Below are 19,387 nucleotides of genomic sequence, written 5' to 3'. Positions count from 1 at the left end.
TTATGGTGCGAATTTCTTATGCAAATAATTTGCAAAATCTTCTCGTAAAACGGTGTCATATGACATGGTATTTTGTCCCATAATTTCCAAAGTTGGAAAATATGGAATAAACAAATAATGATCTAATGAGCCAATTGTGTAGTATGCATCATAATCAATCGGCTGATGATGCACTAAAACTTCGCCTGTTTCTGTGACATCAATACCAGACCAAACAATTGTTCCCCACAGATTACCACGAAAGCCCATACCTTTTACACGGGCGTTCTGTAAAAAGCGTTTATTCTTTTTCGTCTCTTGAACCAAACGCCATAAATCAGACCCTTTTAGGATTGAACGCATTGGATGAACTGCATGTGGTAACAGCGCATGTAAATCATTAGCCGTCACAATACCTGCTGGTAAATCATGTAAAAACAAACCAGTCGATAGCATCGCAATGTCAGTATGCGTACGCTCTTTGAGTGCCTCTAATCCTAAATCAATTAAACGATTATCGTACTCTAAATCCATATGATAATCTTGTGGTAAAGACGCAATGACATTTTTTGATAACTGCTCTTCACCACTTTCTCGATATGCCTTTATTTCAACATCATCATTATGAACTGCTGGTAAATCATCTGTTGTAATCGTTCGTGCTTGGATATTAATTAATTTACCATCTTGCATTTCAAAATCAATCCGACCGATGTGATCACCATAACGACCGGCTGCAGCTAATAATGAATTGGCATGTTTTTCACCATAGGCAAGTAAGTGATGTGTATGCGCGCCAATAATAATTTGTAATTCACTATACCGTTCTGCTAAATATCGGTCTGTTGGCAGTCCAAGATGTGACAATAAAATATTAATATCTGTTTTACCAGCTAATTGTGATAATACTTTAGCTAACGCTTGATCGACATCTTCCGGTTGCCATCCCAATAATGGATACGTTAACTCAAATGGCGCAGTGAGTCCTAAAACACCAATTCTCGTTCCTTTTGGTGTCGTGATAATTTTGTATGGTAATGCCCAATCAGGTAGTTTTTGTGTTTGTTTATCCGTCATGTTCCCCAAAATTACTGAGAAATTGGCGTTATCATATAAATGATTAAACTGTTCATGATTTAGACCAAGACCTTCATTGTTACCGATTGTTACGCCATCATAACCAATTTCATTCATCAAATTAACATTGGCTTGCCCACTCGTTGCTTCAGTTAGCGGATGTTGTCGATCAATAAAGTCGCCAATATCAAATGTCAACACACTCCGTTTATCACGAGTCAGTTGGCGCTTACGCGTAAGTAAATATCGTCGAATTTTAGGCCAACGTTCCAAATGTGAATGCAAATCATTGGTATGTAAAATTGAAATTTTATCTGACATTTTTACCTCCGTTTTGCAAAATCATCGTGTTTACGTTGCATGATGGTTTCGATTTCTGTAAAAGTTAATGGACTCCCCCATGTTGGTCGCTCTACTGCTGTTAAATAATCTAAGTCAGCACTATCAATACCCACATTTATATTTTCAGGAATGGCCACCATTGTATGATGAATATGACCATGCAAATTAATACTATTCTGACTCTTACCAAAAATTAATGGATAATGTGTTAAAAAAAATTGATGATGGTTCGCTTTAACGATACAGCCTACATCTTCGAAAGTATACTTGGCCCGACCATCACTTAGAATTGGATTATGATGACTTAAATATTTAAATAACGACCGTGCATCATGGTTCCCCTTAATCAAGGTAATATGTCCATTGAGCTGTTCCAAAATTTCTGCAACTAATTCGTTGGCACGTCTTTCAGGTCGTACGTGGTTCATCATCGCCACATCTCCTAAATGATAAACTTGATCATTTTTAGACACACGTGTATTCCATGCAGTTATCAAACCTTCATGTTCATCATGAATATTATCGTACGGTCTTGGTGAAAAATGCTGACTAGTTAGTAAGTCTTCATGATAAAAATGTGTATCTGCCGTAAAAAACTCCATCATCAACCTCGTTTCTTAACGCAATTTACCTTGAGCATAGCTATTTAACCACTTTACTAATTGATCAAAATTATCAGGAAAGTCATTGTATCCAACAATTGTTCGCTGCTCTTCATCTGCCCTTTTGATGGTTAGCCCCCACTCTTGCACAATGCCGGGCTGTTTTTTAGCGTAATCGTCATGCCAGTCAGCTATCAACGCTTCTAATTGTCGTTCAACACTCGACCATTGAAAAGTAATATTTTGCCAAACATCAGCAAAAGGACGTAAATTTTTATCGATTGTAATTTGCAATCGATTTTTTTGAGAAAAATCAAATTTTTCATCAGTTATATCCATGATATCTAAATCTAATGCAGCCGGTGCATTAATATAAAAAGCATGATCAGCAATCTTTTTAGCGTAGATATAATCAAATCCGGTTTCTAAATTACCTTGATAAAAAGTTAAGTATTCTAATGTCATATTATTTATCAATCACAATTAAATCAGTTGTGATCCCCTCAGTTAAGTTTTCAAATCCATCGGCCGTTACAACAACATCATCTTCAATCCGGACACCACCAATATTTGTCACATAAATGCCTGGTTCAATCGTTAAAATCATACCCGCTTTAATTTGATCTTCTGCTGGTGCATTGACTGATAAAATAGGCCCTTCATGAATATCAAGACCAACGCCATGCCCAGTTGAATGCGTATATTGGTCGCCGTAGCCAGCATCAGTAATAATATCACGTGCTATTTTATCAACTTGACTAACAGCAACACCATCTTTAACTGCTGCAATCGTTGCTTTTTGTGCCTCTAAAGTCACATCATAAATTTCTTGCAATTGATCATCAATTGCGCCGAATGCAATCGTGCGCGTAATGTCAGATGTGTAACCATCAACATAATAACCAAAATCAATCGTCACTAATTCACCATTTTCAATTGGCTTATCTGAATATGTGCCGTGCGGCAAAGCACCTCGATACCCTGAGGCAACAATCGTATCAAACGATGGCTTATCTGCGCCATGTTGTTTCATTTTGTAATCTAATAGATTAGCAATCTCACGTTCAGTCATTCCCACATGTAGTTCTGATAACATGTCATTAAAACCGGCTACAGCCACCTGAGCTGAATGACGAAGCTTCTTTAATTCTTGTTCATCTTTTATTTCACGTAACGCTTCAATTAAATTAGGAACCGGGGCAATATCAGTACCAACAAAATTTTCATCAATATAATCAAAATCTCGAAATGGCAATGAATCTTCAAACCCCAACTTATCAATTTTAAAACGACGAGCAGCTGCCATTGCAACACCCCAGTAATTACGGGTTACTAATAATTCAACACCTTCTGGTAATTGATCACGATAAGCATCTTCATAACGTGAATCCGTAATCAAAGCAACTTGGTCAGTACCAACTAAAACAAGACCATCACCAGTACCACCAGTAAAACCAGTTAAATAGGCCATATTCATGCCATCAGCAATTAATAAACCATCAATTTTTAAAAGTGTAAACACTTGTCGTACATTTTCAATTCTCGTTGTCATCTTTGCCCTCATTTCTATACTAACTGTATTATAACAAATTGTATCACGTGCTTATTGATAAACTATTGGTTCACTGATTAAACAGTGATTGATAGTCCGCCAATTTAAAGTTACGCCAATCCCAGCATTTACTGGCACAGGTAAATATCCATCTTTAACATAAGGTAAATTATCTGCAATATCAGTCTCATAATAATGATCAAACTGAGCACTATCTGCCGGAATCGTATTAGCCCCCGGTAGACTAGCCAAAATTAAATCAACTGCACGTCCTAATCCAGTACCTAGCATGCCACCAATCCATGGCGTCATCTGTGATTGATTAGTCAATTGAATGGCTGTTTTGGTTTGCGTGATGCCCCCCAGTTTTCCTTGCTTGAGTGTTAAAGCTGCCGTGGTATGATGGGCAATTGCTCTTTTGACATCAGTCAGGTTATTTAACGACTCATCTAAACTCAATTTTAGCTGCGATAATTTTTCTTGTGTCTGCTGATGTTTTAACCATGCCGTTGCTGCATACGGCTGCTCAATCATCGCTAGCCCAGCCTGGTCTAACAGTTGCAAGTCTGCTAATCTATCAGAGTTCCAAGCAGCGTTTGCGTCTAATGAAAACATCTGGTTAGGAAAGTCCTTTACCAAAGCTGCAACCATTTGTAGATCAGTTGTCTGATTAATTTTTATTTTGATTCGTTGGTAACCTTTTGCAATCGCATCGATAACTAGTTGTTGCGTCATTTCCCAATCTACTTGCATCCCAATTGCTTTGCTTACCGTAACTTGTTTGATTTGGCCACCTAACAAAGTTGCCAAAGATTGCTGGGTTTGCTTACCATACGCATCCCAAAGTGCCATTTCGATAGCGGCTTTAGCAAATGATAACGTTGTTTTGGATGCTAACCATGCTGCACCATCTTCTGGCCTGTCAAATGTTTGATCAATTAACAACTTGCTGAGTTTTTGCACCATTATTAACGATTGTTGATGTGTCTCATTTACATATTGACTATCAGCAAATGATTGAATTTCACCATATCCCACAACACCAGTTGTTAATTGCACCGCAACAAGTGTAATTGGCCGATGCTTAGTCGTACCATGGGCCGTTTTGAAAGGAGATTTTAACGTTAACATCAATGGATAAAGTTTAATTTTTTGAATTTTCACTGCAGGCCCTTTCCACCATCGTTATTAATCAACCACCAAGTTATTTAAAATATTTGTCACGGTCACCGTTTGTTCAAAATGTACGTTATGCCCGGCATGCGGTATTTGATGCCAAGTGACTTGTGGTAATTGTTGACTCATGCGTTGGTTAATCCGTGTAAACTTCCGATCATTCATTCCTGTTATCAGTGTAACTGGTACCTGCAGTAATGACAATTGTCCCCAAAAGCTGGGCATAGCACCTGTCCCAAAAAAGTATAATGAATTTGAAACATTTTCGGCGTATTGATTAACCCGTTGGTCATGCATGAATTTTTGTTTTGCTATTGGTAAAAGGCGTTGACTATTAAATAGTGGTAGTTGTTCCCATTCCGTAATAAATTGATGCATACCAACTGTAACAACCTTTGCTGCTTTTTTGGCATCAGCAATAATACGTTGTTGGCGTAATCTTTGTGTTGCTAAACCAGCTGTGCCACCTTCCAAAATGAGTTTAGTAATTCTTTTAGGAAATACCGTTGCATATGCTAATGCTAACCGCGCACCCATTGAATAACCAACTAAGTTAACCTTTTGAATGTCCAATTGATTCAATAACGCATTCAGATCATTAACTTGTTCACGCCATCGAAATCGTTGTGCCGGTTTAACCACTTGCGCATTAGGACCGAATCCTAACAAATTTAAGTAAATTCGTGTCCCCTTGGGTTGAACATTCTGATACTCAGCCATGCTCCCCATAAAACCATGCATAAATAGCCAAACTGGTTGACCTGCTCCTGCAATCATCACGTCATATTCATAATTATTTATGACAATTTTTTTGTTCACAATAGCGCCTCTTTAATAGCTTGCGTTAGTTTTTGATGTGCAACCACATTTTGTTCACGATTACTCTTAACTTCAATAATTCGTAAACGAGTTGCCGGTTTGTGCACTAACTCGTATAACAAATCTAAATCATCTACCAACTTATATTCTGCATCATAAAGCCGCGCAATCCGCTCAATTACAATTGGTAACGGTGTCCCAAACATTGGTTCAAAATAAGCTTTTGCTGCTGCTTGTGGCAAGAAAGAAAAAATCCCACCACCTTGATTGTTAACGACTACAATCGTCAATGGTACATGGGCCTGATGACTCAACATCAACCCATTCATATCATGGAATAAGGTCAAATCTCCAGTTAGTAGTGTTGTGGGTTTGCCTGTCATCGCCATACCAAAAGCTGATGAAATGGTTCCATCAATGCCATTAGCACCACGATTAGCAGCAATTTTTATCGGATGATTTGGGACATAATAATTATCCATATCACGGATTGGCATTGAGTTAGCAATAAATAATTGTCCGTTTTCTGGCAAATCAGCTAAAGCAGCTGGAATTTGATATTCCACACCTTTTTCGTCTATTTTCGTCATAAGTGACATTAACGTTGCGGATACTTTTTGCCATTGTTCTAAGAAAGTTGCTTTTCTTACACCCGGCTCAGCAAGTAAATCGGCTACTACTGCATCTACATCTGCAACAACTGTTGTTTGTGCATGACGTGCATGATCATGACCAGCATGTTCTTGACCAATTTGCACAACTGGAATTTTAGCATCACGTAACCAAGCTATTACTTTAGCTGAAACCGGTGTGCCACCAAAACGTATCACAATTTCTGGTTTTAAGTCATCCTTTATGATATTTGCTGCCAATAAACTATCGATACCATTAATGGCATATTCACTAGGTCTAAAATTACTTAATACATCTGCTAGAACGGGTAATTGATAATGCGCTGCTAATTGTTTTAGTTTAGCAATATCCCAACCAACTTCATCGGGTCCTAACAACATCATTGCTTTAGGTTTTCGTAACAATGCTGCTAATGCCTGTGCGTTCTGCCAACTCATTTGTTGTTGACCAACTAAAACACGTTGTGCTGCCACCGTTGGCCAAGATTCACCTAAAATTGGCATCAGTGGCTTGCGTAATGGTAAATTAATTTGAATTGGACCAGCTGGCTTAGTTATTGCCAAACCGACTAATTCTTGCACACGATAATCAATATAGTCTGTAACATCCTCATGATCATCTTGTACAGTAATGGCTGTAAACGCTTTTGTATGTTCACCATATAAGTTTGTTTGATGCACTGTTTGTGGCGCTCCTACTTCCTGTAACTCTTGTGGACGGTCGGTTGTTAGTGCGATTAAGGGAATATGTGAAATACTTGCTTCCATGATTGCTGGTAAATAATTACCTGTTGCTGTACCAGATGTTGCTAATAAAGCGACTGGTTGATGTGTTGTTTTAGCAATGCCTAGGGCAAAAAATGCTGCAGAACGCTCATCCACGTCTACCGTAACACGGACATCATCACGCAACTTTTGCATCTCAGCTAATAGCAACGCAATCGGTGTTGTTCTTGAACCTGGTGACACAACGAAATCACGGACTCCTTGCAAAACAAGAGCAGTTAGTAAATGTTTAATATTAGTGGTTAAACTATCAGTCATGTAATGTTTGCTCCTTTAATACATTCATCATCGGTAATAATTTTAAATCCGTTTCTTGATATTCCATAGCAGCATCAGAATCGGCTAAAATACCAGCACCCGCAAATAAGTTCACTAACTTATTGCGATACCACATTGACCGAATACCAACAATAAATTCACCATCCCCATCTGGCATTATCACACCAATCGGACCACTAAATAAGCCCCGTGGATATTTTTCAATTGCTGCAATCGTCTCTAATGCCCATGTGCTTGGCTTACCACCTAAGGCAGGGGTCGGATGTAATTGTTTAATAATTGCCAATAAACTATTATCAGCAGACAAAGTGCCAGTGATTGGGGTGTATAGATGTTGCACCTGTGGATTTTTTAAAATTTGTGGTGTCTCTGGCATTTTCAACTGTGTAATATTGGCAGCCTCTAAATTAGACTTAATAGTCGCGACAACCGTTTGATGTTCACGACGATTTTTTTGATCATGCCATAGCTCATTAGCTAGTGCTTCATCAGCAGACTCATTTTCCCCACGTTTAATCGTCCCAGCTACTGCAGCCGTTGCTAGTTGACCGTTAGCAACTTTCACCAGCCGCTCTGGTGTTGCAGAAACGAATAATTCCCCACCATGCTTTAATACAAAATGATAACTCGTTGGTTGTGTCTTTTGTAAACTTTTAATGATTTGACGCTCATTTAATGCTGCCGTTAACTGAATTTCTCGTTGACGTCCCAAAACGACTTTTTCATGCACCATATTTTGTTGCATGTCATCAATTGCGACTTGAATCCGTGTATGCCAATCTGTTTCGTCTTTTATAGTTGCAAAATCAGTCCCACTTGATTGTGTTTGCCGTACAAGGTCGATTTTTTGACCCATTACTTGTTGTTTTACAACATCATAAACAACAGCTGGTTGGAAAAAGTAACCGTTCATTAATCGAGAATCATTAATTTGCTGCTCGTCAAAAGCAAAGCCACCAAAAACTGGTTGTAACTGATTTTTTTGAACTTTAGCTAACCAAATTTGTGCTTGTTCAAATGAACCACCAATTAACTCAGCTTGTTTACCAAAACCATAGTACTTTGTTTGCCCGTCAGGGGATGCAAAATACACAGCATCATTCGCTAATTCAAATGACCACTGTAAAGCTTCTTCAGTTACAAATGTCATAATAAGACCTCTCCTTTTAATCTGTTACTTATCGATTTTTATTTTATTGTTCAAATTATTTATCATATCTTTTTTACAAATTTTTTCATAATTATAGTATACAATATGCCTTAACGATACACCCGTTTTCACCAAGAAATCCTATGTAGTAACGATAAACAAAAAAGACCTACTAATTAAATTAGTAAGTCTTTTTAACAGCTAATTACTTAGCAATAATTTCTTTGTATTCTTCACGAGATACAACTGATACTTGGCGCTTGTCACGGCCCATACGACCGAACTTTACAACACCATCAGTCAAAGCAAACAATGTATCATCGTTACCGCGTCCAACGTTCACACCTGGGTAGATGTGAGTACCACGTTGGCGGTAAATGATTGATCCAGCTTTGATGTCTTGTCCGTCGGCACGCTTTGTACCTAGACGACGACCAGCTGAGTCACGACCGTTGGCTGATGAACCACCACCTTTGTGGTGAGCAAGCATCGTCAAGTTATTCAAATTTAATTGCATGATTTAAATCCTCCTATCCGATGGCTTAGGCAATTGAGTCAATGACAACCTTAGTATAAGGTTGGCGGTGACCTTGCTTAGCATGTGAGTGCTTCTTTGGCTTGTACTTGAAAGTAACAACTTTCTTTTCCTTACCTTGCTTCTCAACAGTTCCTGAAACAGTAACACCTTCAACATAAGGTGCACCTAATTTGCCATCAGCGAAGACAACTTTGTCAAAGACAACCTTGTCACCTTCGGCGGCGTCCATCTTTTCGACGTAAATTACGTCACCGGCAGAAACTTTGTATTGCTTTCCACCGTTCTCAATGATTGCATATGATGCCATGAGTCTGTAGACCTCCATAAAAAATTTTTTGTAAAAACTTAGACTCACCAATACCCGCGGACTAAATTAATCACTTAATACAGGTATTGAGTGGTTGCAGTTTGTGAGATACCACAAACACAACATAAAATATTATAACCTAATGCATAATGAAATTCAATCATAAGATATTAATTCACGCCATTAATATAAACCTACCAATTGAAACGAATAAATTAAGCTATTGCATTTTCCCTCTAACCAAACCATGTTTAAAACGAATAACACTGTAACGAAATAATTCAATCTTGTGTGGTATATTATATTAAAATAATATTTTAGAGGATTAATATGAAAAAACATGTTCAACCAATAATTATTCTTTTAGTAATTGCTATTTTTGTTACCAGTCCCATTATTTTAAACAAAACTCCAATCTTGGGTGTTGATGGCTATTTCCATTATGGACGTTTATATGAAAGTGCCATGCAAATTAAGCATTTAAATTTTTCGATGCTTAATCTGTACTCATTTCAACAATCAGGCCGGATTGTTAATGCGCTATATAGTCCTTTTTTGACCTACTTGTTAAGTATTATATTATTAATAGCGGGTTCTTGGTTAAAATTCCAAGTTATTATCAATATATTAGTCTTATTATTAGCAGGACTAACCACCTATTATGTGTCACTAAAACTTGGTTTCAATAAAACCATAAGCATCGGTTTAGGTATTATTTATTTATCTTCCAATGCTATCGCTTCTTTTTTAATTGTCTCTGGTTGGCGTTCGATTGGTTTAGCTTTGCTCCCACTAATCATTCTGCCCATGATGGACATGTTACAAGATAACATAAAATTAAAAAATGCACTTTTCCTAGCATTGGCTGTTAGTTTACAAGTTCAAGGACATTTGTTGAGTGCATCTTTTGCAATTCCTGTGCTCATCGCACCCTTTATTATCGGCTTTATCAAAACACAACACAAAGGTGACATGCTTAAATATTTAGTAACTGCAGTCATTGTTGCCATTATTTTATGTTTGAATTCTATTTTGCCTTATTTGCAAATATCAAACCACAACACATTGGTGCCACCAACACGTATTGATGTGACAACAAACATCTTTAATCCATTCAATGCTTTATCAACTAATGGCATTCCTTTACTAGGTAATCACATTTCAATAGTGGAAAATATTTTAGCAGTCTTAGCTATTTTAAGTTTAACGATGCTTATTTTATTTTGGAAGCAATTACATACGCTCACTAAAATATTAAATTTATCTGGACTAACCTACTTTGTCTTAGGTAGCAATTTGATGCCTTGGTCATCAATACAAACTCATTTACCACAAATCATGCATTTTTTACAATTCTCGTTTAGATTGACATTGGTTGGTGAAATTTTCATTTTATTGGGTACTACTTTAGCCATTAAAGAATTGATAACGACTACCTTTAATGCCAATACTACTATGCCCTTTATCGTAACCGTATTAGCAATACTCAGCGTTATTAGTATAACTGTTTCCGTATCAAATAATGTGATTACAAATACAAGAGACACAACGACTATTGCCCAAAGTGCGGCTATTAATCAAAAGGATCTAAGATTACATCCAATAGATGGTCACCCTGTTAATACCGTTGTCGATCTTATGCCAACTTGGCATAACAAAGATCTCAGTCAATTCATAAATACCGTCGACCGTACAACGCCAGACTACTTACCAATTAATAAAATTGATGAAAATTTAGATTATTATAATTTATATACAGCTCATGTTTCTGAAAAACATAACTTATTCAAAAAAAGTGTTTCACCTCATGGTGTGTTACATATTTTTTGGACCCAAAGTCGGCGTCATGACATTGAATTACCTGCTTTTGTTTATCAAAATACTCTGGTGCATTTAAATCATCGTCTTTTAAAAAACACAACCATTACCAAAACAGCAATTGGTACGATAAAATTGCATGGTATGAAAGGTCATAATGAACTCACTTTGCAATATGAGTCATCTACATTATCAAAGTTATTCATTGTGTTATCTGATGTAAGCTGGTTGTTATTAGTAATCTTTTTATTATTTGCTAAAAAAATGGATCAAAAAAATTATAGATAGTTACTATATCCTTAAGCTCCTAGTATTTTCGCTTCTACAAAAATACTACAAATTAAAAATAGTCCTAGCAATGTTGATTTAACAACATTGCTAGGACTATTTTTTTTGCAACTGGTGGGGTTCGAACCCACAACCTCTCGGGTAGAAACCGAGTGCACTATCCAGTTGTGCTACAGTTGCATAGACAATAGATGCTACAAATATGCATCCGCCTCATCTATTGTACGTTTATTTTCATAATGAATCAAGCTTACTTCTCATTAAAAATTTTTTGAATTGTCTCATCCAATGCTTTCTGCGTCAGATTTAATTCGACTAACCCTAATTTTAAAAAAGACCGCCACGCATGCGCAAAGTCAGCTTGTCGCTTTTGATGGTAACTATTTAATAACATAGTCTTGATGCCCATATATTGATGTGCTAAATGACGTTGTGGAAATTTTTTAAACTGGTCAATATCCTCATCGGTCATCACCATCAAATGCGTCCATTGTTGCTTTAAACTAATTGTCAAAAATTGAACTAACGCTTGCGTATACAGATTAATAATTTCTTCTTCAGCTACTGACAACGTCTCACTTGGCACATTAATCATGATTGACTGTGTTGCCATCATTAGTTTACTTAATGTAACATCTAAATTCAAATAGTCATTTAACAAAATTTGTTTGGGACCAATTGGGGCTGACCACTGATTACTAATCATATGTGACATGTCTTTGGTCAGCCGCAAATATTGTGCAATATCCAGTTCTGGCATCTACGCTAACTCCTCAACTGATTTTGGTATCAACACCTCTGGTTTAATAACCGGCTCATTGGCATCATTTGTTTCGGGATCGTTTACTGCCGTCTTTTCAAACACAAGTGGTTCGCTTTCGATTGCTAAATAACGTCGTTCTACAAGGTACCAAGCACCAATAAAATCATAATCTAGCAAAACATCTAACCATGAAATAGCATCCTGACCATCCATTACTTGAAAATGCCAGCGTTGTGCATTTGAAGCAGTTGCATCATTCACATAAAACAAACGCACTTCGACACCACGATCTAATACTAATCCGGCACCATTTGGAATCGCCTGTAAAAAGTAATTTGAATCAGCTGACAAGACAAACAATCGATCCAACATGCCCGCAGGCAATTCCTTTTGTTTCATTGGATACAAAAAATCATCTTGCGTTTCTAAAATATTATAATCAACTTGATAATCAAATTCTTGTTCCATGTAACGACCAAATGTCGTTAATAAATTAGCAATTGGTCGGATTCGTGCCGCTGTTGTTTTTTTACGAAAATTTTCCACCAACAAATCAGTAATTGCATCAGCATTAAAATAAATTTGCCGACGAGTTAGTGACCAATAAAACAAACGCTTTTGTGTCCCTAATTCAGTAAAATAAGCGCCACCATTATCATCATGATTAACTTCAAATTCAAAAGTCGCTGGTTCATCTAAACCAGGGAATACTAGCGTTAATTCTTCTCGCTCTGCTGGTGTCAAAATATCATATGTTGTAACTTTAGCAAATTGTAAAAATCGATCAAAAGCCAATAAATACCAATCAGCTTGCGAATATTGACGTGGCACGACAACCCATTCTGTATCTAAAGACGATGTCGTTAATTGTTGTGCCAACAAATGAACCTTCTTAGGATTATCCGCACTAGCTAATTCATTAACCTGTGCTAATAATTCTTGAATACGTCCAATATCATTTGCAAGTAAATTAACATATGAGTTAACACGTTGCTGTAGATGTTTAGTCATATTAAACACCTCCTTGCTCAGAAGTAGCTTTTAAATTTGATACATAACTTTCATACAAATTAACAACTGCTTGTTGGAAGTTATCAAATGTCCCAAATGCGTCTACAATTGCACGTTGTTCATAAATTAAGATTGTATCTTCCTTTGAATAGCTTAAAATTTGTGCGTTATTCTCTGCAATCAATGCGGGTACTGTTTGCGCTTTAGCGTCAGCTGCGTCTAAATGTTTCAATCGTTCTTTTAATACTTCACGTTGCTCAGACTGACCACGATTACCAAATAGGCCCCCACGTTCTTCGGTGGTAGATAATTGTGCTAATAATTGTGTTCGTTCTGCATCACGTTGATTTTGACCGTCAACAATTTTTTGCAATGTTTCATTTGCACGAGTGGTGTCTTCGATTACCTGTGCGTTATACCGCTGGCCACGTTCAGCTAAACTAACCGCCTTATCAAGCTTTTCATATTCATCATCGTCAAAAATAAAATTAACAGCCAATGGATCTAAAATACCAAAATGACGACGGTCCCACCAATTACCGAAGTATAATTGAAAAACACCCAGTTGTGTTTCTTCATAATAAAAAAATGGAAATGTTTTTGATAGATAACTAATTAATTTTTGACCTAAATGATGACTTAATTCATCACGAATATCATCCACTAAAGTTGCTAATGGCCGATTTGATGCCGTTTCTGATTGATGACGTACCTTTAAATCATACTTTTGATTGTCCAATAGTTCATAAATTTTGCGATCATCCCCCGATACAACCGCAGTTTGAATATCTGCTAAATAATCTAACTTGGTTTGTAACTTTTGTTGTAATCCGGATTGATCTGACGGTAAATCTGTCTGAATATATGGCGTACTTTCCATCTCAACCCCTCCTATTTTTATTGATAAATTATAAATACTGGCAAATAAAATCCGCCTATTACTATCATACAACGATAATGCAAAAAACAACGCTACTTAAGATTAAGTTAGCGTTGTTTTTATAATTTTTTTAGAAATTTTAGTATTGCTCTAGATAATTATCAATTTCCCATTGTGAAACTTCACGACGGTAAGATTGATATTCAAGACGTTTAGCATCAACAAAAGTACGTGCCATGTGCTTTCCGATAGCTGATTGAATAACTTCATCTTCCTGCAATTTGCTTACAGCTTCAAGTAATGTATCTGGCAAATCAGTGATACCTGCACGACGACGTTCACTTTCATCCATTAAGTAAATGTTACGGTCGACAGCATGCGTTGGCTCTAACTTGCGCTCAATACCATCTAGGCCAGCCGTCAAAATAGCTGCAAACGTCAAATAAGGATTAGCAGTTGGGTCAACAGAACGTAATTCTAAACGTGTTGAGTTACCACGAGAAGCTGGAACACGAACCATTGGTGAACGATTTGAACCTGACCAAGCAACATATACTGGTGCTTCGTAGCCAGGTGTTAAACGCTTATATGAGTTAACTGTTGGATTTGTAATGGCAGTAAAGCTAGCGGCGTGTTCTAACACACCACCTAAGAAATGATAGGCAGTCTCTGATAACTGTAACTCACCCTCTTCATCATAAAAGGCATTACCTGCATCATTAAACAATGACATGTTAACGTGCATACCATTTCCATTGATTCCTGAAATAGGCTTTGGCAAGAATGTTGCATACAAGCCATGCTTACGTGCAATGGTTTTAACAATAAGCTTAAACGTTTGAATGTTATCAGCAGCATCTAAGGCATCTGCATACTTAAAATCAACTTCGTGTTGACCAGGCGCAACTTCGTGGTGCGCAGCTTCTACTTCAAAGCCCATCTTTTCCATCTCAAGAACGATTTCGCGACGTGTGTTTTCACCCATATCCAATGGTGCCAAATCAAAATAGCCACCCTTATCATTCAAGTTCATTGTTGGCTTACCTTTTTCATCCAGTTTAAGAAGGAAGAATTCAGGTTCCGTACCAAGATTAAACTTTGAAAAGCCATCGGCAGTCATCTGCTTAAGCACACGCTTCAAGTTACTACGTGGATCACCTGCAAATGGTTCACGATCTACTGTATAGATATCAGCAATTAACCGGGCCACTTTTCCACCATGTTCATCTGTTGCCCATGGAAAAATCATGAAAGTTGCCAAATCAGGATATAGATACATGTCTGATTCTTCGATGCGTACAAATCCTTCAATTGATGAGCCATCAAACATCAAATTATTTGATAGCACCTTTTCTAGTTGTGAAACAGGCACCTCAACGTTTTTGATATTGCCAAAAACATCTGAGAATTGCAACCGTAAAAACTCAACATTTTCATCTACAATTTTCTGTCGGATATCATCTTTTGTGTATGCTCTACGTACCATTAAACTCACGTCTCCTTTATACTGTATACAACTTTTAAAATTTCTGCTGACCATTAAAACGCCCAATATTTAATAACTCATCTGCTAACATATGGCGTAAACTTTCTTCGGAAGGTGCTGTATTATTTTGCTTGCGAAGTTTCTTTGCATCTACTTCGCGAATTTCTGCTACAGTGTAGCCCGCATCTAAATACTCAGCAATTTGGAGTAGACGATCAACATCTTCTAAAGAAAAACGACGTTGTTTACCTGCACCTCTTTGCGGTTCAACCAAACCTTGTTGATCATAATAACGTACTTGACGATCAGTTAACCCCGTTAATTCTCGTACGACACTCATCGGTAAGACAGCCAAATCACGTCGTAATTCTCGTCCACTCATATTACCGACCTCCCTATGCTTAGCATAATACCACTCTCTAATACACAGATGTGCTTTGATGTCAGCTATTCTAACATAAAAGCGTTTAATTGGTCTAAAATTTGGTCTAGCTGGTCAGGTGATTGTACGATATCGTACCATTGAATGTCAGTAAATTGATTATTGAACCAAGTCATTTGTCTTTTCGCATAACGTCGTGAGTTTTGCTTGAGTTTTGCTACGGCATCTTCATAGCTACTAATTCCTGATAAATAATCAAACAATTCTTTATAGCCAATTGCTCGTTGAGCCGTACTGTCATCTGGTAGTGTTTGCACAAATTTTGCTTCATCTAAAATTCCCATCGTCATCATTAAATCCACACGTTGATTAATACGATCATATAAAACTGACCGCTCTGTTGTTAACCCAATAATTGATGCATCATAGCGTCGTTTCGGCTCTGGTTGCAATGATGAAAAAGGCTGACCAGTATGCGTGCTAACTAATAAAGCACGTATTAAACGGCGTATTTGTCCAGGTAAAATCCGTGTCTCACTAATTGGATCAACCACCTTAAGCGCCGAACGGACCGCTATTTCACCTTCTTCATGTGCAATTTGTGTCCAATGCGCGACAAATTCTGGATCTGAAACATCAGGCACAACGGCTAACGGTCGATCTCCTAACAATGCTTGAACATAAAAGCCTGTCCCACCAACTAGAATTGGCAATTTGCCACGTGACGCAATATCAGTAATCGCTTTTTGAGCAGCTTGCACAAATTTTGCAGCCGAATAATTTTCAGTTGGATTGGCAATATCAATTAAATGATGTGGTACTTGGGCTTGTTCTGCTGGTGTTGCTTTAGCAGTACCAATGTCTAACCCCCGATAAATTTGCATCGAATCACCTGAAACAATTTCACCATTAAATTGTTTCGCTAACTTTAATGACAAGGCTGTTTTGCCTACAGCCGTTGGTCCCACAATGACAACCAATTTTTGCATAATTAATTCCTTTTTTTATATTTAATTGCTTGATAGACATTATCCGTAATAACCCCTGCTACTGGTAAATGCATCAATAACCAAGTAACAGTTGGTCGATTAATCGTCCACCAATAAGTTGGTAATTGCCATGGCATAAAAATACGCAAAGGTAAATAACGATAATCCAAATTAACCTGTTGAATAATATTTTCTTTGGCGAGTTGCCAACATTTTCGATTAGGATAATGCCGTAAATAACCAATAGTAACTTGCTTATCTAAAGCACGCCATTCACGCAACGGTTGTTCCCAAAAAGATTGCAACATCACAGGATTTGATAATTGGCATGCCCTTAATTCTTGGTATAACTGATGCGCACCTTGGGCACCCTTTAATTCAATTAGTAATAACCCTTGATAATTTGTTTGCTTTACTAATGTCAAAAAATCACTAAATGTTGGTAAATCCGCAGTTGTCTCCTCATTAATATCGTGTTTGAGTACCAAACGATGATCACTTAATTGTACATCGATTTCTAGACCATCTGCTTCGATATTAATTGCTCGTTCAAATGCCAATAATGAATTTTCAGGTGTACCATGATCATGCACACCACGGTGCGCAATGACGGATTTTTTTAGTAATTGCATTCTAATACCTCTATTTATTAAATGGTTATAAATATGTTAAAATAATTTTAACAAATATTTGGAGGAACATAACATGAAAAAATTTGGGGCGGGCCTTCTAACAGGCGTTATCGGTACAATTGCAGCAACTGCAGCGACTGCTTTTACATTTCACAAAGTGGCAGTTGAGCCAATTGAGGAAGAAGAAGCAAAGTTTGAAGAAACAGAACGTAAATCTGCTCGTAAAGCTGCGCAATCACACGGTAACCGCTTTTAATCGTTATTACCATAATATCAAAAACCAGCTAGATGGTTTAAGCAATTATGCTTAACTGACCTAGCTGGTTTTCATTTATTATTGGTTTGACTTTACTTTCCCCTTGTAAGTATTGAAACCACCTTTCAATACATTTACTTGGTTGTAACCATCTTTGTGCAAAACCTTAGCAATACGGGCAACAAATTGGCCATTCTCATCGTAAAGAAAGACTGGCTTGTCTTTACGTAACGCTGCATGGTTTTCTTTTAATAACATATATTGAATGTTTCGGGCACCAAAGATGTGCTTTGATTTGAACTTAGCTGGTTCTCGAATATCAACAATATCATGGCCATGACTTTGTGCTTCAAAATCTTCACTTGATAATACTGTTGCCGACTGCTTTAGTAATCTATTAGTCCAGATACGACTACCGACCATCCACAATAACCAAATCAAAATAATTACAAATAACGTTATCCACATACTTTAATTCCCCGTTTCTTAATACAATCCTTCTAATATCATACCAAAATTCACGTCATAAATCTTTGAAAAAACAAGAATTCATGCGTATTTATTTAAAATTAAAAAACAGAGGTTACGACATAATGTCATAATCTCTGAAAATGCTTTTTCATCTATTAATTAGTGAATAAACGTCAAACCAGAAGCTGAGATTGTACGAGTGTGGTATGCCATACCAGCATAATTACCTTCTGAAATTGAAACTGAGTTACCATTAACTGCATCAACAACAGCAACGTGACCTAATGCACCAGCACCTAGCTCACCTGGGGCAAATACAACAACAGAACCTACTGCAGGTTGTCCATTAACAACACGACCAGCAGCAGCAGCAGATGAAGCCCATCCTGATGCATTTCCCCAGTTGTTACCAACCCATGATAGCGCATTCTTTACAAACCATGTACATTGACCAGCTGGATAAGAGTTACCTGCTGTATTATATGTTGGTGCTGCCACCTTTTCTGGTGCTACAGCTTGCGTTGTCATTACTGTTTTTTCTGCAACTGGTTGTGTTGCTTGTGGTGTCTCTACAGCTTGTGTTTGAGGTGTAGCCTGAGCTACTGGTTTTTGAACTTCAGCTGATTGTGATGTCATAGCCTTATCAGCACCATCAACGTCCAACTTCAAAACTTCACCAACACTAATCATGTGAATATCTGACACACCATTGGCAGCCGCAATATCATCAACTGATTCACCAGTTGCTTCTGAAATTGTTGAAAGTGTATCACCTGATTGTACTTGGTATTCTTTACCAGCTGTTAACAAAACTGACTTAACATCCTCAACAGTCTTAGCACGCCAAGAAGTGTGGCTATCACCATTATCTTTTGTGTCATCTGCTGACACAGTTGATGTTTGTGTCATTGGTAAAATAGCTGCGGCAGCTACAGTAGCAGCTGCTACCAGCCAGTTTTTGTTTGAACGTTGTGCATTTAAAGTCATTATTTATTCCCCTTGAATGTAATTACTCTCTGAAAGATACAAGAATTATATCAATTGGATTTAACATACAAGTTACATTGGTATAACAATTTTTAATAAAAACTTAGGATTTATGATGCGAATTCTTAATTAATCACTTAAAACACACTATAAAACGCATTATTCGTTTAATTTACCTAATATCA

The 19,387-nt window shown here is 37.2% G+C and carries 21 protein-coding genes, 1 tRNA gene and 1 other annotated feature; of the genes, 2 read left to right on the top strand and 20 right to left on the bottom strand.

Annotation, left to right across the window (positions count from 1 at the left end):
- The 10 genes from FFM55_RS02400 to rplU all read right to left on the bottom strand — a co-directional run bounded on the left by FFM55_RS02400 (position 1) and on the right by rplU (position 9,239).
- Entirely contained in the window at positions 1-1,377 is a 1,377-nt protein-coding gene (locus FFM55_RS02400; protein WP_137600441.1) for a bifunctional metallophosphatase/5'-nucleotidase, read from the bottom strand.
- A 2-nt stretch (positions 1,378-1,379) separates the two neighbouring features.
- Positions 1,380-2,000 carry a metallophosphatase gene (locus FFM55_RS02395; protein WP_042491635.1) on the bottom strand — a complete coding sequence of 207 codons (621 nt, stop codon included), beginning with the start codon at positions 1,998-2,000 and terminating at the stop codon, positions 1,380-1,382.
- 15 nt (positions 2,001-2,015) lie between these two features.
- Positions 2,016-2,465, bottom strand: a complete 450-nt coding sequence (locus FFM55_RS02390) for a hypothetical protein (RefSeq protein WP_042491636.1) — start codon at positions 2,463-2,465, stop codon at positions 2,016-2,018.
- Between the two features lies 1 nt (position 2,466).
- A complete protein-coding gene (locus FFM55_RS02385) occupies positions 2,467-3,564 on the bottom strand; it encodes an aminopeptidase P family protein (RefSeq protein ID WP_338117071.1) in 1,098 nt (365 codons plus the stop codon).
- Between the two features lie 39 nt (positions 3,565-3,603).
- Complete coding sequence (gene menC, locus FFM55_RS02380) at positions 3,604-4,716, bottom strand: o-succinylbenzoate synthase (protein ID WP_228179920.1); 1,113 nt, start codon at positions 4,714-4,716, stop codon at positions 3,604-3,606.
- A 24-nt stretch (positions 4,717-4,740) separates the two neighbouring features.
- Positions 4,741-5,547: a 2-succinyl-6-hydroxy-2,4-cyclohexadiene-1-carboxylate synthase gene (gene menH / locus FFM55_RS02375; protein ID WP_137600439.1), complete on the bottom strand. Its 807-nt coding sequence runs from the start codon at positions 5,545-5,547 to the stop codon at positions 4,741-4,743.
- Positions 5,544-7,223, bottom strand: a complete 1,680-nt coding sequence (menD, locus tag FFM55_RS02370; RefSeq protein ID WP_042491639.1) for a 2-succinyl-5-enolpyruvyl-6-hydroxy-3-cyclohexene-1-carboxylic-acid synthase — start codon at positions 7,221-7,223, stop codon at positions 5,544-5,546. Before menD ends, menH begins: the two co-directional genes overlap by 4 nt.
- On the bottom strand, positions 7,216-8,394 hold the full coding sequence (locus tag FFM55_RS02365) for an isochorismate synthase (RefSeq protein WP_042491641.1): 1,179 nt from the start codon (positions 8,392-8,394) through the stop codon (positions 7,216-7,218). Before FFM55_RS02365 ends, menD begins: the two co-directional genes overlap by 8 nt.
- A gap of 205 nt (positions 8,395-8,599) precedes the next feature.
- Positions 8,600-8,911 carry a 50S ribosomal protein L27 gene (gene rpmA / locus FFM55_RS02360; protein WP_042491643.1) on the bottom strand — a complete coding sequence of 104 codons (312 nt, stop codon included), beginning with the start codon at positions 8,909-8,911 and terminating at the stop codon, positions 8,600-8,602.
- 25 nt (positions 8,912-8,936) lie between these two features.
- Positions 8,937-9,239: a 50S ribosomal protein L21 gene (rplU, locus tag FFM55_RS02355; RefSeq protein WP_042491645.1), complete on the bottom strand. Its 303-nt coding sequence runs from the start codon at positions 9,237-9,239 to the stop codon at positions 8,937-8,939.
- Positions 9,240-9,269: 30 nt separating this feature from the next.
- Positions 9,270-9,345 (bottom strand) — a sequence feature (ribosomal protein L21 leader region).
- 224 nt (positions 9,346-9,569) lie between these two features.
- On the opposite strand from rplU, the gene FFM55_RS02350 reads away from it, so the two are divergent.
- Positions 9,570-11,345 (top strand): putative glycosyltransferase family protein, encoded by a 1,776-nt coding sequence (locus FFM55_RS02350; protein ID WP_137600438.1) that lies wholly within the window; start codon positions 9,570-9,572, stop codon positions 11,343-11,345.
- 106 nt (positions 11,346-11,451) lie between these two features.
- On the opposite strand, the gene FFM55_RS02345 is transcribed toward FFM55_RS02350, so the two are convergent.
- The 8 genes from FFM55_RS02345 to FFM55_RS02310 form a co-directional block, all read right to left on the bottom strand.
- Positions 11,452-11,525 (bottom strand) — tRNA-Arg (locus FFM55_RS02345).
- A gap of 70 nt (positions 11,526-11,595) precedes the next feature.
- The gene (locus tag FFM55_RS02340; protein WP_042491648.1) at positions 11,596-12,105 is read right to left on the bottom strand and encodes a hypothetical protein; all 510 of its coding nucleotides are present in this window, start codon (positions 12,103-12,105) and stop codon (positions 11,596-11,598) included.
- Positions 12,106-13,119 (bottom strand): hypothetical protein, encoded by a 1,014-nt coding sequence (locus tag FFM55_RS02335; protein WP_042491649.1) that lies wholly within the window; start codon positions 13,117-13,119, stop codon positions 12,106-12,108.
- A gap of 1 nt (position 13,120) precedes the next feature.
- Entirely contained in the window at positions 13,121-13,999 is an 879-nt protein-coding gene (locus FFM55_RS02330; protein ID WP_042491651.1) for a hypothetical protein, read from the bottom strand.
- Between the two features lie 139 nt (positions 14,000-14,138).
- Positions 14,139-15,485, bottom strand: a complete 1,347-nt coding sequence (gene glnA / locus FFM55_RS02325) for a type I glutamate--ammonia ligase (RefSeq protein ID WP_042491652.1) — start codon at positions 15,483-15,485, stop codon at positions 14,139-14,141.
- A 34-nt stretch (positions 15,486-15,519) separates the two neighbouring features.
- Complete coding sequence (locus tag FFM55_RS02320) at positions 15,520-15,867, bottom strand: MerR family transcriptional regulator (RefSeq protein ID WP_137600437.1); 348 nt, start codon at positions 15,865-15,867, stop codon at positions 15,520-15,522.
- Between the two features lie 65 nt (positions 15,868-15,932).
- Positions 15,933-16,856, bottom strand: a complete 924-nt coding sequence (miaA, locus tag FFM55_RS02315) for a tRNA (adenosine(37)-N6)-dimethylallyltransferase MiaA (RefSeq protein WP_042491656.1) — start codon at positions 16,854-16,856, stop codon at positions 15,933-15,935.
- Positions 16,857-16,858: 2 nt separating this feature from the next.
- Positions 16,859-17,488, bottom strand: coding sequence for a glycerophosphodiester phosphodiesterase (locus FFM55_RS02310; RefSeq protein WP_042491658.1), 630 nt, complete (start codon positions 17,486-17,488; stop codon positions 16,859-16,861).
- Positions 17,489-17,561: 73 nt separating this feature from the next.
- Between FFM55_RS02310 and FFM55_RS02305 the strand changes: the two genes are divergently transcribed.
- Positions 17,562-17,744: a DUF3042 family protein gene (locus tag FFM55_RS02305; protein WP_042491660.1), complete on the top strand. Its 183-nt coding sequence runs from the start codon at positions 17,562-17,564 to the stop codon at positions 17,742-17,744.
- Positions 17,745-17,822: 78 nt separating this feature from the next.
- Here the strand turns inward: FFM55_RS02305 and FFM55_RS02300 are convergent, their stop codons facing one another.
- The gene (locus FFM55_RS02300) at positions 17,823-18,212 is read right to left on the bottom strand and encodes a rhodanese-like domain-containing protein (RefSeq protein WP_042491662.1); all 390 of its coding nucleotides are present in this window, start codon (positions 18,210-18,212) and stop codon (positions 17,823-17,825) included.
- A 162-nt stretch (positions 18,213-18,374) separates the two neighbouring features.
- The gene (locus FFM55_RS02295) at positions 18,375-19,202 is read right to left on the bottom strand and encodes a CHAP domain-containing protein (protein ID WP_042491663.1); all 828 of its coding nucleotides are present in this window, start codon (positions 19,200-19,202) and stop codon (positions 18,375-18,377) included.
- Positions 19,203-19,387: the final 185 nt, after the last annotated feature.

This window comes from Weissella sagaensis, assembly GCF_005405285.1.
Lineage (GTDB): Bacteria > Bacillota > Bacilli > Lactobacillales > Lactobacillaceae > Weissella > Weissella sagaensis.
This window is presented reverse-complemented; position numbering and strand designations above follow the sequence as displayed.

Bases quoted from the DNA above. Each gene is read 5' to 3' on its own strand.
- FFM55_RS02400 (WP_137600441.1), bottom strand. From the start codon at position 1,377: ATGTCAGATAAAATTTCAATTTTACATACCAATGATTTGCATTCACAT.
- FFM55_RS02395 (WP_042491635.1), bottom strand. From the start codon at position 2,000: ATGGAGTTTTTTACGGCAGATACACATTTTTATCATGAAGACTTACTA.
- FFM55_RS02390 (WP_042491636.1), bottom strand. From the start codon at position 2,465: ATGACATTAGAATACTTAACTTTTTATCAAGGTAATTTAGAAACCGGA.
- FFM55_RS02385 (WP_338117071.1), bottom strand. From the start codon at position 3,564: ATGAGGGCAAAGATGACAACGAGAATTGAAAATGTACGACAAGTGTTT.
- menD (WP_042491639.1), bottom strand. From the start codon at position 7,223: ATGACTGATAGTTTAACCACTAATATTAAACATTTACTAACTGCTCTT.
- FFM55_RS02365 (WP_042491641.1), bottom strand. From the start codon at position 8,394: ATGACATTTGTAACTGAAGAAGCTTTACAGTGGTCATTTGAATTAGCG.
- rpmA (WP_042491643.1), bottom strand. From the start codon at position 8,911: ATGCAATTAAATTTGAATAACTTGACGATGCTTGCTCACCACAAAGGT.
- rplU (WP_042491645.1), bottom strand. From the start codon at position 9,239: ATGGCATCATATGCAATCATTGAGAACGGTGGAAAGCAATACAAAGTT.
- FFM55_RS02350 (WP_137600438.1), top strand. From the start codon at position 9,570: ATGAAAAAACATGTTCAACCAATAATTATTCTTTTAGTAATTGCTATT.
- FFM55_RS02340 (WP_042491648.1), bottom strand. From the start codon at position 12,105: ATGCCAGAACTGGATATTGCACAATATTTGCGGCTGACCAAAGACATG.
- FFM55_RS02335 (WP_042491649.1), bottom strand. From the start codon at position 13,119: ATGACTAAACATCTACAGCAACGTGTTAACTCATATGTTAATTTACTT.
- FFM55_RS02330 (WP_042491651.1), bottom strand. From the start codon at position 13,999: ATGGAAAGTACGCCATATATTCAGACAGATTTACCGTCAGATCAATCC.
- glnA (WP_042491652.1), bottom strand. From the start codon at position 15,485: ATGGTACGTAGAGCATACACAAAAGATGATATCCGACAGAAAATTGTA.
- FFM55_RS02320 (WP_137600437.1), bottom strand. From the start codon at position 15,867: ATGAGTGGACGAGAATTACGACGTGATTTGGCTGTCTTACCGATGAGT.
- miaA (WP_042491656.1), bottom strand. From the start codon at position 16,856: ATGCAAAAATTGGTTGTCATTGTGGGACCAACGGCTGTAGGCAAAACA.
- FFM55_RS02310 (WP_042491658.1), bottom strand. From the start codon at position 17,488: ATGCAATTACTAAAAAAATCCGTCATTGCGCACCGTGGTGTGCATGAT.
- FFM55_RS02305 (WP_042491660.1), top strand. From the start codon at position 17,562: ATGAAAAAATTTGGGGCGGGCCTTCTAACAGGCGTTATCGGTACAATT.
- FFM55_RS02300 (WP_042491662.1), bottom strand. From the start codon at position 18,212: ATGTGGATAACGTTATTTGTAATTATTTTGATTTGGTTATTGTGGATG.
- FFM55_RS02295 (WP_042491663.1), bottom strand. From the start codon at position 19,202: ATGACTTTAAATGCACAACGTTCAAACAAAAACTGGCTGGTAGCAGCT.